Source organism: Mesorhizobium sp. P160927 (assembly GCF_057766385.1).
In genome coordinates this window covers 4,819,207-4,832,874 of record NZ_JBYMDW010000001.1, presented here as the reverse complement: position 1 = coordinate 4,832,874, position 13,668 = coordinate 4,819,207, and the positions used below count along the sequence as shown (strand labels likewise).

The 13,668-nt window shown below is 62.9% G+C and carries 14 protein-coding genes; 7 read left to right on the top strand and 7 right to left on the bottom strand.

Translation table 11 applies throughout. The features are described 5' to 3' along the window. The first annotated feature begins 11 nt into the window (after positions 1–11). Positions 12–506 carry a hypothetical protein gene (locus AC3CB8_RS23560; RefSeq protein WP_352563848.1) on the top strand — a complete coding sequence of 165 codons (495 nt, stop codon included), beginning with the start codon at positions 12–14 and terminating at the stop codon, positions 504–506. 28 nt (positions 507–534) lie between these two features. Here AC3CB8_RS23560 and AC3CB8_RS23555 read toward each other — a convergent pair whose 3' ends face one another. Then, positions 535–1,821 (bottom strand): GGDEF domain-containing protein, encoded by a 1,287-nt coding sequence (locus tag AC3CB8_RS23555; protein WP_352595269.1) that lies wholly within the window; start codon positions 1,819–1,821, stop codon positions 535–537. Positions 1,822–2,076: 255 nt separating this feature from the next. On the opposite strand from AC3CB8_RS23555, the gene ettA reads away from it, so the two are divergent. The 3 genes from ettA (at position 2,077) to AC3CB8_RS23540 (ending at position 5,780) form a co-directional block, all read left to right on the top strand. Beyond that, positions 2,077–3,726: an energy-dependent translational throttle protein EttA gene (gene ettA / locus AC3CB8_RS23550; protein ID WP_352547872.1), complete on the top strand. Its 1,650-nt coding sequence runs from the start codon at positions 2,077–2,079 to the stop codon at positions 3,724–3,726. A gap of 43 nt (positions 3,727–3,769) precedes the next feature. Then, complete coding sequence (gene tam, locus AC3CB8_RS23545) at positions 3,770–4,540, top strand: trans-aconitate 2-methyltransferase (protein ID WP_023769631.1); 771 nt, start codon at positions 3,770–3,772, stop codon at positions 4,538–4,540. A gap of 118 nt (positions 4,541–4,658) precedes the next feature. Continuing rightward, on the top strand, positions 4,659–5,780 hold the full coding sequence (locus AC3CB8_RS23540; RefSeq protein ID WP_023769632.1) for a beta-ketoacyl-ACP synthase III: 1,122 nt from the start codon (positions 4,659–4,661) through the stop codon (positions 5,778–5,780). 12 nt (positions 5,781–5,792) lie between these two features. Here the strand turns inward: AC3CB8_RS23540 and AC3CB8_RS23535 are convergent, their stop codons facing one another. Continuing rightward, positions 5,793–6,359: a methyltransferase family protein gene (locus tag AC3CB8_RS23535; RefSeq protein ID WP_352595263.1), complete on the bottom strand. Its 567-nt coding sequence runs from the start codon at positions 6,357–6,359 to the stop codon at positions 5,793–5,795. Positions 6,360–6,538: 179 nt separating this feature from the next. Between AC3CB8_RS23535 and AC3CB8_RS23530 the strand changes: the two genes are divergently transcribed. Next, positions 6,539–7,168, top strand: coding sequence for an MOSC domain-containing protein (locus AC3CB8_RS23530; protein WP_023792228.1), 630 nt, complete (start codon positions 6,539–6,541; stop codon positions 7,166–7,168). 40 nt (positions 7,169–7,208) lie between these two features. Here AC3CB8_RS23530 and AC3CB8_RS23525 read toward each other — a convergent pair whose 3' ends face one another. From AC3CB8_RS23525 to tsaA, 4 genes are all read right to left on the bottom strand, one after another. Beyond that, a complete protein-coding gene (locus AC3CB8_RS23525) occupies positions 7,209–8,048 on the bottom strand; it encodes an SDR family oxidoreductase (RefSeq protein WP_352563851.1) in 840 nt (279 codons plus the stop codon). A gap of 154 nt (positions 8,049–8,202) precedes the next feature. Continuing rightward, positions 8,203–9,159: a D-amino acid aminotransferase gene (locus AC3CB8_RS23520; RefSeq protein WP_352563852.1), complete on the bottom strand. Its 957-nt coding sequence runs from the start codon at positions 9,157–9,159 to the stop codon at positions 8,203–8,205. Positions 9,160–9,286: 127 nt separating this feature from the next. Further along, on the bottom strand, positions 9,287–9,601 hold the full coding sequence (locus AC3CB8_RS23515; RefSeq protein ID WP_352563853.1) for a DUF2293 domain-containing protein: 315 nt from the start codon (positions 9,599–9,601) through the stop codon (positions 9,287–9,289). Further along, on the bottom strand, positions 9,598–10,122 hold the full coding sequence (gene tsaA / locus AC3CB8_RS23510) for a tRNA (N6-threonylcarbamoyladenosine(37)-N6)-methyltransferase TrmO (RefSeq protein ID WP_023769637.1): 525 nt from the start codon (positions 10,120–10,122) through the stop codon (positions 9,598–9,600). Before tsaA ends, AC3CB8_RS23515 begins: the two co-directional genes overlap by 4 nt. Positions 10,123–10,297: 175 nt before the next feature. Between tsaA and AC3CB8_RS23505 the strand changes: the two genes are divergently transcribed. Together AC3CB8_RS23505 and metF are read left to right on the top strand one after the other, a co-directional pair. After that, positions 10,298–11,320, top strand: a complete 1,023-nt coding sequence (locus AC3CB8_RS23505) for an ArsR/SmtB family transcription factor (protein ID WP_015317182.1) — start codon at positions 10,298–10,300, stop codon at positions 11,318–11,320. Continuing rightward, positions 11,320–12,231, top strand: a complete 912-nt coding sequence (gene metF, locus AC3CB8_RS23500; RefSeq protein WP_023769638.1) for a methylenetetrahydrofolate reductase [NAD(P)H] — start codon at positions 11,320–11,322, stop codon at positions 12,229–12,231. The genes AC3CB8_RS23505 and metF overlap by 1 nt, the downstream gene beginning before the upstream one ends. A gap of 434 nt (positions 12,232–12,665) precedes the next feature. Here the strand turns inward: metF and AC3CB8_RS23495 are convergent, their stop codons facing one another. Next, on the bottom strand, positions 12,666–13,580 hold the full coding sequence (locus AC3CB8_RS23495; protein WP_352563854.1) for a DMT family transporter: 915 nt from the start codon (positions 13,578–13,580) through the stop codon (positions 12,666–12,668). Positions 13,581–13,668: the final 88 nt, after the last annotated feature.

The window sequence follows — 13,668 nt, the reverse complement described above, 5'->3', positions numbered from 1 at the left end:
AGCCAGCCCGAGTGGGCGCGCATGCGCGCACTGTCCGCACCGATCGGCGCCGGCACCTATCATCTCTTTACGATCATCAACGCGGTGATCTTCATCGCGCCGCGCTCGGCATTTTCGGCGTCTTCCTGCCGCTGGCCACGGTGCTGTTTCCGGTGCCGGCGGAGACCAGCGCGCTGAAGTTCTCGCTACTCCTGGCCGCCTGCGCCTTCCTCATCATCGGCCTCGGCCTGCCGATCTCGATGCGTCTGTCGGCCATGCTCGTCGGTGGCAAGAGGATGCGTGAGACGCTGGTTCCGGCGGCCGGAGACGATGTGCTGGCATCGAAAGTCTCCTGGCAGATCAACCGCGTCATGCTGATCATGTGCGGCCTGCTGGTGCCGGGCATCCTGCTTTTCATCGCCTATGACATCCAGGCCGGGCCGATCATCACGGCGCTTAAATGGCTGGCGATCGTGCTGATGGCCGTCTCGACCATGACAGGCGTTGCGCGGCAGAGGAAATCGTAGCGACAAGGTTAGATCTGGACTGACTTGGCTAGATCTGCGCGGACCTGGTCCAGGCGATATCGGCGTCAGCCTCATGCCCGCCGGGTTCGCCGACGACGCGGTCGCGTCCGGTCGAATTCGCCTTGTAAAGGCGCTGGTCGGCGAGCGCGAACAGGTCGGCCAGGCACTGCGTCGTTTCGCTGACGGTGGAAACACCGGCGCTGACGGTCAATTCGAACCGGCTGGTGGCGGCCGATGCCTTGAGCGCGGTGCGGACACTTTCGCCGAAGAGCCTGGCGACGGAATGCGGACGCGAACTCAGGATCGCGAATTCCTCGCCGCCGATCCGGAAAACCTGGTCCTCAGCGCCTGCCGCCTCGCAAAGTACGGTTGCGACCGCCTTCAGCACCTTGTCGCCTTCGGCATGGCCGAAACGATCGTTGATCGACTTGAAGTGGTCGACGTCGACGATGAGCAGGCTGAGCGGCCTCGCCGTGCGCAGGCTGGACTGGACGGCTGCCTCGCCATCTGCATCGAAGCGTCCCCTGTGCAGCAGGCCGGTCAGGCCATCGCGGCCGACATGTTCGACCAGCGCCTCGTAGCGTTCGCGATAGGTCAAGGTCTCGAAGATGTCGGTCAGCCCACGCGGCATCTGCACATCCCGGACCTCGAACCATTTGAGATAGGCGACCAGCATGGCGCTGAAGGTCAGTGCCGCCGCCATCTTGGCGAACCAGCCGCCGAAGAAGACCGCGATCGGCGCGCCGGCAACAAAATGCAGCGCGGTGAAGAACCCCGCCTGATCGAACGTCAGCACGCAGGCGACGCAAATCAGGATGCGTGCGAACCGCGCCTTGCGCAGGACGCGGCCAAGTTTCTCATAGAGCAGGATGATCAGGATGGCGTCGACGAACAGCAGCGTCGTGCCCCAAACCATCAGCCAGCCCATCTCGTCGATGAAGCCGATGTCGGGGAGCCGGCCATCGGGAAGCGGAGCGATGGCGTGCAGGCGCAAGAGCAGAACCAGACCGATCATCACCGCATTGCCGAGCAGCAGGCCATAGATCGGCTGGCGCACGGTGGCGGCATCCTCCTTCATGTAGAGCAGAAGCAGCATTACCAACTTGCCGGAAAACAGCACCGCGGAGCCCGGCGAGACCATGCCGAACGGCAGCGCGACGTAGAAGACGCTGGCGAGATAGGTTTCCAGGAAATGCATGACGCCGAGTGCGCAGATGAAAACGCCCAGGCCGATGCGCTTGCGGAAGCGAAAAAGCGTCACCATCACGCTGAAGTAGACGATCGCTTCGGCAAGGAGCAGGAAACTGTTCAGCAATGCCGTCGATCCGCTCTCTGTTCGAAATCGCGGCCAGCCAGCGATTCCACTCCGATCCTGTTTTGACGTGGAAGGGTTAACCGGAGATTTCCGCGCGCCATCGACGGGGTTGAAAACCTGGCTGTCGGTGCACACTTGTCCGTGTGGTTGGCTTGATATGGCAAAAGCGATTGCCGTTCGGCGCCGCATCGCCTACATAGCGGCCAACCTCCATTCAATTCGACAAATCCAGTCATTTTTTCAGGGAAAGCGCGCGTGGCACGCCAGTTCATCTATCACATGGCCGGCCTCAACAAGGCCTATGGCACCAAGAAGGTGCTCGAGAACGTTCATCTGTCCTTCTACCCCGACGCCAAGATCGGCATCCTGGGCCCAAACGGCGCCGGCAAGTCGACGATCCTCAAAATCATGGCCGGCATCGACAAGGACTGGAGCGGTGAGGCGTGGCTCGCCGAAGGCGCCACTGTCGGCTACCTGGCGCAGGAGCCGGCGCTCGACCCGGACAAGACCGTGTTCGAAAACATCATGGAAGGTGTCGCGGCCAAGACCGCCATCATCGAGCGTTACAACGAATTGATGATGAACTATTCCGACGAGACGGCCGACGAGTCGGCCAAGCTCCAGGACGAAATGGACCGGCTGAACCTGTGGGATCTCGAACAGCAGGTCGAGATGGCAATGGAAGCGCTGGGCTGCCCGCCAAAGGATGCCAACGTCACCAAGCTATCGGGTGGCGAGCGCCGCCGTGTCGCGCTCTGCCAGCTGCTGCTGCGCCAGCCTGATCTTCTGCTGCTCGACGAACCGACCAACCATCTCGATGCCGAGACGACGGCGTGGCTGGAAAAGCATCTGCGCGCCTATCCGGGCGCCGTGATGATCATCACCCACGACCGCTACTTCCTCGACAATGTCACCGGCTGGATTCTCGAACTCGATCGCGGACGCGGCATTCCTTATGAGGGGAATTACACCAAGTACCTCGAAGCCAAGGCCAAGCGCCTCAAGCAGGAAGGCCGCGAGGACGACGCCCGCCAGCGCGCCATCGGCCGCGAGCGCGAGTGGATCCAGTCGAGCCCGAAGGCTCGCCAGACCAAGTCCAAGGCGCGTATCCAGGCGTTCCAGGATCTGCTCGATGCGGCCGACAAGCGGCGGCCGACGGATACGCAGATCGTCATTCCGCATGGCGAGCGGCTCGGCAACGTGGTCATCGACGTCGAGGGCCTGTCGAAAGGCTTCGGCGACACGCTGTTGATCGAAGGCCTCGAATTCAAGCTGCCGCCGGGTGGCATTGTCGGTGTCATCGGCCCGAATGGCGCGGGCAAGACGACATTGTTCCGCATGATCACCGGCCAGGAGAAGCCCGATGCGGGTTCTGTCCGCGTCGGCGAGACGGTCAAGCTCGGCTATGTCGACCAAAGCCGCGACGCGCTCGATCCGTCAAAGACCGTGTGGGAAGAAATCTCGGGCGGCGCCGAAGTGGTCAAGCTCGGCAAGTTCGAGGCCAACACCCGCGCTTATTGCGCGTCCTTCAATTTCCGCGGCGGCGACCAGCAGCAGAAGGTCGGCAACCTCTCCGGCGGTCAGCGCAACCGCGTGCACCTGGCCAAGATGCTGAAGACCGGCGGCAATGTTCTGCTGCTCGACGAACCTACCAACGATCTCGATACGGAAACGCTGGCGGCACTCGAAGACGCGCTGGAAAATTTCGGCGGCTGCGCGGTCATCATCTCGCACGATCGCATGTTCCTCGACCGTCTGGCGACGCACATCCTCGCCTTCGAAGGCGATAGCCACGTCGAATGGTTCGAGGGCAATTTCGAGGATTACGAGCAGGACAAGATCCGCCGGCTCGGGCCCGAAGCCGTCAACCCGCACCGCATGACCTACAAGAGGCTGACGCGGTAAGAGGGCACCCGGGCGGCGAATTCTCAAGACACGAGGAGCTCGGATGGCTGATTGGTCCGCCACCCAGTATCTGAAATTCGAGGACGAGCGCACGCGGCCCGCGCGCGACTTGGTGGCACAGGTTCCGGTCGACTTTCCGCGTCGGGTTGTCGATATCGGCTGCGGGCCGGGCAATTCGACCGAACTTCTGGTCGAGCGCTGGCCGGATGCGCAAGTGAGCGGCTTCGACACGTCTCCCGACATGATCGAGAAGGCGAGGGCGCGCCTACCCAATGTCAGCTTCGACCTCGCCGATGCCTCGACATGGCAGCCGGACGAGCCGGTCAACGTGATCTTCGCCAACGCGGTCTTCCAGTGGCTGCCGGAGCATCCGGCGGTGTTCGAGCGTCTGATGGGTTTTCTCGCGCCCGGCGGCGCGCTGGCCGTCCAGATGCCCGACAATATGGCCGAGGATTCGCATCGCCTGATGCGGGAGACCGCCGCCGAAGCGCCTTTCGCCGCAAAGATCAGGGATGCGGCCCGTGCGCCGCTACCGCCGGTGTCGTTCTACTACGACCTGCTGTCGCCGCTCTCCGCCCGGCTCGACATCTGGCACACCATCTACAACCATCCGCTGGCCCATGCCGAGGCGATCGTCGAGTGGGTGAAGTCGACAGGGCTGAAGCCCTTCCTCGATCAGCTGGACGCGGACGAACGCAAGCTGTTCCTCGACAGCTACACGGCCAAGATCGCCAAGGCCTATCCGAAGGCCGCCGATGGCAAGGTGCTGCTGCGTTTCCCCCGCATTTTCATTATCGCCAAGCAGGCGGGATAGGCTGGCGAAAACCTTGGTTTAAGCCGGCGTAAACCGGCCGAGTGAGAAAAGTGTTGCGCCGAGACGTCTCGGCGCCCACATCAAACCGCAACGCCCGCGGATGGGGACGGACTGAAACATGCATCGCGTCATCATCAGCGGCATCGGCGCTGAAATTCCCAAGCCTGTAATCACGAATGAGGAACTGGTCGCCAGCTTCAATGCCTGGGTCGACACCGAGAACGCGCGGCGCCAGGATACCGGCGAGACGCTGCTGCAGAAATCGGATGCCGACTTCATCGTTCATGCTTCAGGTGTGAAGTCCCGCCACGTGGTCGAGCGTGAAGGCATTCTCGATCCGACCCGCATGGCGCCGCGCATTCCGGCGCGTCCAGACGACGCGCTCTCGCTGCAGGCGGAATTCGGCATCGCGTCGGCCAGGAAGGCGATCGACCACGCAGGCGTCGATGCGTCGGACATCGATCTGGTGATCTGCTCGTCCTCGCATCAACAGAGGCCGTATCCGGCGATCGCCATCGAAATGCAGGAGGCGCTGGGCACGAGGGGCGCGGGCTTCGACATGGGGCTTGGCTGTTCGTCGGCTGCGGCTGCGCTGCACATGGCGGTCAATCTGGTGCGCTCGGGCGCGCACAAGCGCATCCTGGTGACCACGCCGGAAATCATCACGGGCCATCTCAATTTCCGCGACCGGCAGACGCATTTCATCTTCGGGGACGCTTCGGTGTCGATGGTGGTGGAGGGGCTGGCCCAGGGCGAGAAGCGGCCGGGCCGCTTCGAGGTGCTGGACACACGCATCTGGACGCAGATGTCGAACAACATCCGCACCAATCTCGGCTATCACACCCGCACCGCCCAGGACGATCCCTACATGATCGACCTGGAGGGCAACCTCATCAAGCAGGTCGGCAACAAGGTGTTCAAGGAAGTCACCGTGGCCGGGCACAAATTCATCGTCGAATTCCTCGCCGAACACGGGCTGACGCCGCAGGCGGTGCGGCGCTTCTGGCTGCACCAGGCCAATGCGCGCATGAATGCGATGATCCTGAAACTGGCGTTCGGCCACGATGTCGGCCATGACCGCGCGCCGATGGTGCTGGAGCGGCTCGGCAACACGGCGGGCGCGGGAGCCATCATCGCACTATCGGAGAACCATGCCGACATGAAACCGGGCGACCACGGCCTGATCTGCGCCTTCGGCGCGGGATACTCGATCGGTGGCGCGCTGCTGAGAATGCTCTGAAGTGATGCCGCGCTAGGCCGGCGTGAAGGGAACCAGCATCGGCACCCGCTTGGCGTAATCGTCATAGGCGGGTCCGAGTTCGTCGCGCAGGAAACGCTCCTCCAGCCTCGCCTTGATGACGACGCCGATGATGAGCAGGGCCGTACCTGCAATCCCCCAGACCGTGCCCTTTGCCGCCATGGTGGCAAGTACAGACAGCAACAGCCCGGTATAGATCGGATGCCGCACCAGGCGATAGGGGCCGGTATCGACCACGCGATGACCTGCCTTGGCCGTGACCGTGGCGGACCACAACCGCCCGAGATGGATGCGCGCCCACCACGCGAAGCCGATGCCGACCGCAATCACGGCAACGCAGACCCAGGCTTCGGCAAGGGTCGGCGTCCACAATCTCAGCCTGCCTTGATAGCCGTGCGCTGGAACGAACAGCAGGACGGTGCCGGCCAGCCAGAAGACGCGATAGCGGGCCTCCGCCACGATGGTGGCGCGCTTTTGGACGGGATCAGCCCAGAATGCAGCGACGATCCAGGATACCACCCAGAACAGCCAGAGCGCTGCGATGGCTTGTCCAACCTCCATGCCGAACCTCCTCCCGAGTTGGCGCCGAATATATATCGGTGGCGCGGCGGCAATGGGACGCGCCCGCTGCAAGGGGACGGCATTTCCGGTAATAACGTCGTGATCGGCATCAAACGCAGTGATCGGATCATCAGCGCTTTCGACTGGACCGCATTGTCCGAGGTCTCTAGACCAGCAGCATGCAGGAAACAAACCTAGAGCTTTTTCCAACTGCCGAGCCCACGATCGATATCGTCCCGGGCCGTAAGCTGACGGCAAAGGCAGTGGCGCTCTATGCCGCTCCCTCCGATCATTTCGAGACGAAAGCCGTCGAGGAATTGCATCTTGGCTTCGACGGGATCGCGCATGACTTCCATGCCGGAATGACGCGGCGTTCCGGCGGGCGCGAGCCTTGGTATCCGCGCGGCACGGAGATGCGCAACGAGCGGCAATTGTCGCTGGTCGCCACGGACGAGCTTTCGATCGTCGCCGAGCGCATGGGTCTGAAGGAGATCAAGCCGGAATGGATCGGAGCCAATATGCTGATCGGGGGCGTGCCGCATCTGTCGATGCTGCCGGCCGGCTCACTGATGTTCTTCGAAGGGGGCGTGACGATCAAAATCGACGCGCAGAACAAGCCGTGCCGGGTCGCCGGGCAATCCATCGCCACCCATGTCCATGCACCGGATCGCGATGCAGCCGCGCTGCTCTTCCCGCAGACGGCGAAGCGGCTGCGTGGCCTTGTCGCGTGGGTTGAAAAACCCGGCGTGGTCAGGGTCGGCGAAGAGATTTCGGTGCGGGTGCCGGAGCAATGGATTTACAAGGCATAGCTACTCCGCCCAGTAGGCGGCGTAGCTATTATTTTGGGCGTCAGCCCTTGCGGTTCTTGTGGACGCCTTGCGCCATGACGGAGACGTGGTCCCACTTGTCCCAGGTGGCGAGGCGGTTGGCGTATTCCTGTCGTATCATCGGCAGTCCGCCATCGCCGAAGAACACCCTAAGCGGCAGCTCCGCCGCATCGACGATGGCCAGCATCGCCGGCCCGGTCGCCTCGGGATCGCCAGCAACCGAGTTGGCGCGGCGCTCGGCCATCTTGGCGCGGGCGGGCGCATACGCCTCGATCGGCTTGGAGACCTTGGCCGATGCTCCCGACCAGTCGGTGGAGAAACCGCCCGGCTCGATCAGCGTGACATGAATGCCAAATTCCGCGACCTCGATGCTGAGCGACTGGCTGAAGGCTTCCAGCGCCCATTTCGAGGCGTGGTAGAGCCCGAGCGAGGCAAAGGCATTGACGCCGCCGATCGACGAGATCTGGATGATGTGGCCGGAGCGCTGCGCCCGCATGATCGGCAGGGCGGCCTGGGTGACCCACAGCGCGCCGAACACATTGGTCTCGATCTGGTCGCGCGCTTCCTGCTCGCTGACTTCCTCTATGGCGCCGAAATGGCCGTAGCCGGCATTGTTGATGACGACGTCGAGCCGGCCAAAGCGCTTGTGCGCCTCGGCGACAGCGGCATCGACGGCTTTCTTGTCGGTTACGTCGAGCTTTATGGCGGCGATGTTGTCGCCGTATCTATTGACGAGATCGGTGAGCGTGGCTGTGTCACGTGCGGTCGCCGCAACGCGGTCGCCACGCGCCAGTGCGGCCTCGGCCCAGACGCGGCCAAAGCCTTTCGACGATCCGGTGATGAACCAAACCTTAGATGTCATGATGTGGAATCCTTGCCCCTGCGGGCGCAATTTCTGGATGGAAGCGGAGGCTTCTCCGCTTTCGGGCATATACGGCCTGTCCCGTGATTTTCCAGAGGCGAGGGGGAATCTTTTTGAACAAGACTCTTCCCCGTGGAACAAGAAATCGTGTTGATCAGGGGTAGTTCACCTGAGACGACCAGGCCGGGTCGTCATGCTTTTGCCAATAGAGCGCCATCAGCCGGCTGGTGATCGGCCCGACCTTTCCGTCGGCGATGTCAGCGCCGTCAACCTCCGTCACCGGCATGATGCCGCCGGCGGTCGAGGTGATGAAGACTTCGTCGGCCCCACGCAGCGCGGAGACGCTGACGTCGGCGGTCGTTGCGGCAAGACCTGCCTCGGCGCAGAGATCAAAGACCGTGCGGCGGGTGATGCCCGGCAGGACGCCGATGGCTGGCGTCGACAGTCTGTCGTCCTTGACGCAGAAGACGTTGAAGCCCGGGCCTTCGGCGACGTTGCCGTTGAAATCGAGAATGAGGGCCGTCTCGGCGCCACGGTCGTAGGCATCATAGAGGCCGCCCACTAAGTCGAGCCAGTGGTAGTTCTTGATCGCCGGGTCGATCGAAGCCGGCGGAATGCGCACCTTGTCGCTGATGGCGACACGCAGGCCGCGCCGCAACTGCTCGGCATTCGCGACCGAGCCGAACGGCACGGCGAACGCCATGAAGCGATTGATCGCCTGGCGCGGGTCGCGGCTGAAGGTCGGCGAGGCGCCGCGCGTGCACAGCATCTCGACATAGGCGGCGCGATGACCCGACAGCGCGACGCAATTGTGCAGGACCTCGGCCACGCCATCGCGATCGAACGGGATAGTCATGCGCAGCTTTTGCAAGGCGAGGAAGAAACGGTCGACATGCAGATCGAGGCGGAAGAATCGGCCGTTCCAGACATGCACCGTATCGTAGGTGGCATCCGAGTGCAGGAATCCCCAATCCAGCACCGAGACCTTGGCTTGCGACATCGGCAAATATTGGCCGTCGAGGAAGGCAATGCCTTCGGGATAGGAATGTGGGTCAATATGGCGATCGCTCACTGCAGGCAGCGGCGGAGTATCCTGTGCGGCTTGGCTCATCGGCAGCTCCTCGCCATGAAGTCATAAGCTATCGGCAACGGGCGGAGCGCATAGGGCCAGTGCTCCGACTTCAGTCGTCCTCGAGGTGAAGATCCGGCAGCAGAGCGCCATCTGCCCGGCAGTGGCCTCATTCCTCCTCGTCATCGGCGTCGAGCAGGCGCGTGGCGCGCCAGCGCGTGAGCATGATGTTGGTTTGCTCGATGACGAAGAACCGGGCGGAGTCGCGGTCATAGCCCTCGGCCAGCAGCTTTTCGTAATCGGTGTGCATGTGGCGGATGTGGGCGATCGTCGCCAGCCAGACGGCGATCGTCGGCGGCAAGGCTTTCATATGGACCGAGCCGGCATCGGTGCGGATCTTCTCCATGTCGGCATAAGGGGCCAGCGGCAGAAGTGCTGTCAAAGCCTTGGCGATAGCGCGGCGGCGGCCGGTTGGTGCCGTCATCGCCCGTCACGCCCTTCAACGGTTGCCTCGGCAATGGCATCGGTCGAGGCGAAATACGGCTTGATGTCGATGACCGGCGTGCCGTCGAGCACGTCGATGGCGTCGAGGTCGACGCGCCCGATGCCAATGTCCAATCCGACGAGTTTGGTCACGTGCAGGCCGACCGGGTTCGGCCGGGCAGGGGAGCGCAGGCCGAATACGCCTTTCGATTCAGCAGCATGGCGGGGTTTTTGCACGATCAGATTCCGCGGCGCGTGATGCAGCCAGGACAGGATCACGACGTGGCTGGCGCGCTCCAGCCCGCGCAGGCCCGCACGATAGGGCGCATCGATGGTCAGCACCGCGGGCTGTCCCGCCTCGCGCGCCGCGCGCATGTTCTTCGGGCAACTATCCCGGGTGGTCCACGGCGAGGCAATACGGCCGATGAAGACGATGCCGGCGTCCGGCGGCATCAAGGCCGGATCCTGGTCCAGTCTCTGCTCGCCTTCGCGTACCTCGAACATCTCACGCGGTCCGGTCATTGCCTGTCTCTGTGCTGGTGCATGCCATTGTCTCAAACCGCTAGACGTTCCGGGCTGACCCGGACCGGGAAATCACGCATGCGGCATTTTCTGGTCCGGAAGCGACATAGCGCTTGCAAGGTCGCCAAATTCGACATAAACATATGTTTATATCTTTTTCGAAGAGAATACGCTAATGCATGTCTCGCTCGACACCATGGTGGATACATTGAAGGCGGCGGCCGAATCCAGCCGCCTGCGCATATTGGCACTGTTGTCTCGTGGCGACCTCACCGTTTCCGACCTTACCGAAATTCTCGGCCAGTCGCAGCCGCGTGTCTCGCGCCACCTGAAGCTGCTGCTCGAGGCGGGGCTGATCGGCCGCTACCAGGAAGGGTCGTGGGCGTTCTTCCGCCTGTCGGACGCCGACTCGGCGCGAGACTTCGTGATGAGGCTGGTTGCCGGCATTCGCGGCGCCGATCCGCAGGTCGAGCGCGATCTGGAGCGACTGACATCCGTCAAGCGCAAGCGCCAGGACCGCGCCACCGCGTATTTTTCGCAGAACGCCGCAAGTTGGGATCATATCCGCTCGCTGCATGTGCCCGACCGTGCCGTAGAGGCCGCGATGCTGAAGCTGGTCGGCAAGCGGCCGTTCCAATCCATGCTCGATCTTGGCACCGGCACCGGGCGGCTGCTCGAAATCTTCTCGCCACTCTACAGGCGGGGGATCGGCATCGACATGTCGCGAGAGATGCTGACCGTGGCGCGGGCCAATCTCGACAAGGCCGGCGTTTCGAATGCGCAGGTGCGGCAGGGCGATATCTTCTCGCCGCCGGTCGAGCGCGATGCCTTCGATCTTGTCACCATCCACCAGGTGCTGCACTATCTCGACGATCCGGCCCGCGCCATCCATGAGGCGGCGCGGCTGCTTCGCCCGGCCGGCCGTCTCGTCATCGTCGATTTCGCGCCGCACACACTGGAATTCCTGCGCGATGAGCATGCGCATATGCGGCTGGGCTTTTCCGACCGGCAGATCGGAGAGTGGTTCTCCGAAGCCGGCCTCGATCTCGAGGATGCCCAGGAATTCGAACCGCGCGGCGGCAACGAGGCCAGGCTCACCGTCAAGCTCTGGCTTGGCCGCGACCGGCGCCTGCTGATCGCCGATCCCGCCAATGCCAGCCAGCAGACCAGAGTGAGCTCGATAGGGGAAATCGCCTGATGAACCAGTTTCGTTTTTCCCGCCGGCCCGATATCGGCGACAAGGTCAGGGTTTCGTTCGAGTTCTTCCCGCCGAAGAACGACGAGATGGAGGCAAGGCTGTGGGATACGGTCACAAGGCTCGAGCCGCTGCAGCCGAAATTCGTCTCGGTGACCTATGGCGCCGGCGGTTCGACGCGTGAGCGCACGGCGCGCACCATCGGCCGCATCCTGAAGGAAACCAGCCTGACGCCGGCCGCGCACATGACTTGCGTCGATGCGGCTCGCCATCAGGTCGACGCCGTCATCCAGGAATTCACCGACATGGGCGTGAAGCGCTTCGTCGCCTTGCGCGGCGATCCGGCGGAAGGCGTCGGCGCTGCCTACCGGCCGCATCCGGACGGCTACGCCAACGGCGCCGAGCTGGTCGGGGCGCTGAAGGACGCCGGCGATTTCGACATTTCGGTTTCGGCCTATCCGGAAAAGCATCCGGAAAGCCCTGACTTCGCCACCGATATCGACATGCTGAAGCGCAAGGTCGACAATGGTGCGACGCGGGCAATCACCCAGTTCTTTTTCGACAACGATCTCTACGAGCGTTACGTCGAGCGCGCGCGCCGCGCTGGCATCTACATCCCGATCGTTCCCGGCATCTTGCCGGTGCATAATTTTACCCAGGTCGCCAATTTCTCGGCCCGCTGCGGCGCGCTGGTGCCGGCATGGCTGGCCGAGCGTTTCGACGGCCTGCAGAACGATCCTCAAACGCACGCCCTTGTGGCATCCGCCGTGGCCGCCGAGCAGGTTCTGGACCTGGTCGAGCGCGGCGTGGGCGATTTCCACTTCTACACAATGAACCGGGCCGATCTGGTGTTCGCCGTCTGTCATATGATCGGCATCCGCTCGCATGAGGTGGCGGGCTCCGCTGCTGCCTGAGGGCCAGTCAGGTAAGCAAAAGGCCGGGTAAAAACCCGGCCTTTCGAATCGGTTGGACTATTTGGTGCTGGTCTTCCCCGTCTTGGCGGGTTCAGGGAAGGACGCCCATAATGAGGGCGCCGATGAAAGCAAACGCAGCACAAATCATCAATGCGTTGATTGGCCTCGTAAGTCCCATGACATAGCCTCCTCTTAAAGAGCTATGTCCTGGAGTCTAGGTTCATTTGTGCCACAGGCAAGCGGAAAATGTGCTGCATTGCGACGTGATTGTGGATTTTGCGACTTCGGTTTCGCCGTTAGCCGTTGAAACTCCTTGGCAAAAACCCGCTTCATGCCTGTGAATAAATTATGGCGGTGGCGTGTCGATGCTGTGTCATGGCAGCGCTACCCCCGCGAAAGTCGTCTTCGACTTTCGCGATTGCACATGCCGAATTTTAACGCCGTCCGAACACTCGCCCGTCGATTGTCAGAAGACCAAGTCCGATCAGCACCACACCGCCGATCTCGAACAATTCCAACCGCTCGCCCAGGAAAAGAAAGCCGAGCAGCATGGCACTGGCCGGCACGATCAGCGTGACCAGCGAGGCGTTGGTGGCCCCGGCCGAGGCGACGAGGTTGAAGTAGAGGATGTAGGCGAAGGCCGTCGACAGAAGCGCCAGCGCCAGCACTGCCGCCCACACCGGCGGCGAGGCGGAGAACAGGCCGGCCGGGCCATGGGCGAAGAGCACGATCGGGATCATGATGATGGTCGAAGCCGTCAATTGCGCGGTGGCGACGACCGACGAGGGCACGCCCTTGAAACGGCGCGCGACCATCAGCGCGATACCATAGGACAGCGAGGCGCCGATCAGCGCGAATTTGGCCAAGACAGGGCCGCCGAGCCCCGCCAGCAGGCCGGGACCGATCATCACGGCCGTGCCGGCGACACCGAGCCCGACGCCGGCGAGCTTGTTCCAGGACAGCTTTTCATCTGATGTCAGCGCGTTGGCCAAAATCAGCGTCCAGAAAGGCGTCGTGGCGTTGAGGACGGAAGCGACACCGGCGCCCAATTGGGTTTGACCGGCAAAGATCAACGAGAAGGGGACGACATTGTTGGTGAAGGCCAGCAGGAAGAACAGCCCGGCATGCGGCAGAGCGAGGCGAAAGGACGGTCCGCGCAAGCCGAGATAGAGCTGCAGCGCGACCGCTGCGATGGCGACGCGAAACAGCACCAGCACCAGCGGTTGAAGCTCCGCCACCGCGATGCGGGCGAAGAAGAACGAGCCGCCCCAGATGGCGCCGAGCAGCAGCAACTGCCCCCAGTCCCTGAGCGTCATCGGTCCGCGTGCAGATGCAGCGCTCCCTGCCATATGAATCCTCCCCCAGACGGCCCGAATGCAAGCCGTCAGGCAGAAGCCATATCGGGTCCGGTGGCAAGGGCCACCCGAAACCCGACCG

Coding starts and splice junctions, on each gene's coding strand:
- AC3CB8_RS23505 (WP_015317182.1), top strand. CDS start 10,298: ATGCATGTCTCGCTCGACACCATGGTGGATACATTGAAGGCGGCGGCC.
- AC3CB8_RS23530 (WP_023792228.1), top strand. CDS start 6,539: ATGCAGGAAACAAACCTAGAGCTTTTTCCAACTGCCGAGCCCACGATC.
- AC3CB8_RS23520 (WP_352563852.1), bottom strand. CDS start 9,159: ATGAGCCAAGCCGCACAGGATACTCCGCCGCTGCCTGCAGTGAGCGAT.
- AC3CB8_RS23495 (WP_352563854.1), bottom strand. CDS start 13,580: ATGGCAGGGAGCGCTGCATCTGCACGCGGACCGATGACGCTCAGGGAC.
- tam (WP_023769631.1), top strand. CDS start 3,770: ATGGCTGATTGGTCCGCCACCCAGTATCTGAAATTCGAGGACGAGCGC.
- AC3CB8_RS23540 (WP_023769632.1), top strand. CDS start 4,659: ATGCATCGCGTCATCATCAGCGGCATCGGCGCTGAAATTCCCAAGCCT.
- AC3CB8_RS23515 (WP_352563853.1), bottom strand. CDS start 9,601: ATGACGGCACCAACCGGCCGCCGCCGCGCTATCGCCAAGGCTTTGACA.
- metF (WP_023769638.1), top strand. CDS start 11,320: ATGAACCAGTTTCGTTTTTCCCGCCGGCCCGATATCGGCGACAAGGTC.
- AC3CB8_RS23525 (WP_352563851.1), bottom strand. CDS start 8,048: ATGACATCTAAGGTTTGGTTCATCACCGGATCGTCGAAAGGCTTTGGC.
- tsaA (WP_023769637.1), bottom strand. CDS start 10,122: ATGACCGGACCGCGTGAGATGTTCGAGGTACGCGAAGGCGAGCAGAGA.
- AC3CB8_RS23535 (WP_352595263.1), bottom strand. CDS start 6,359: ATGGAGGTTGGACAAGCCATCGCAGCGCTCTGGCTGTTCTGGGTGGTA.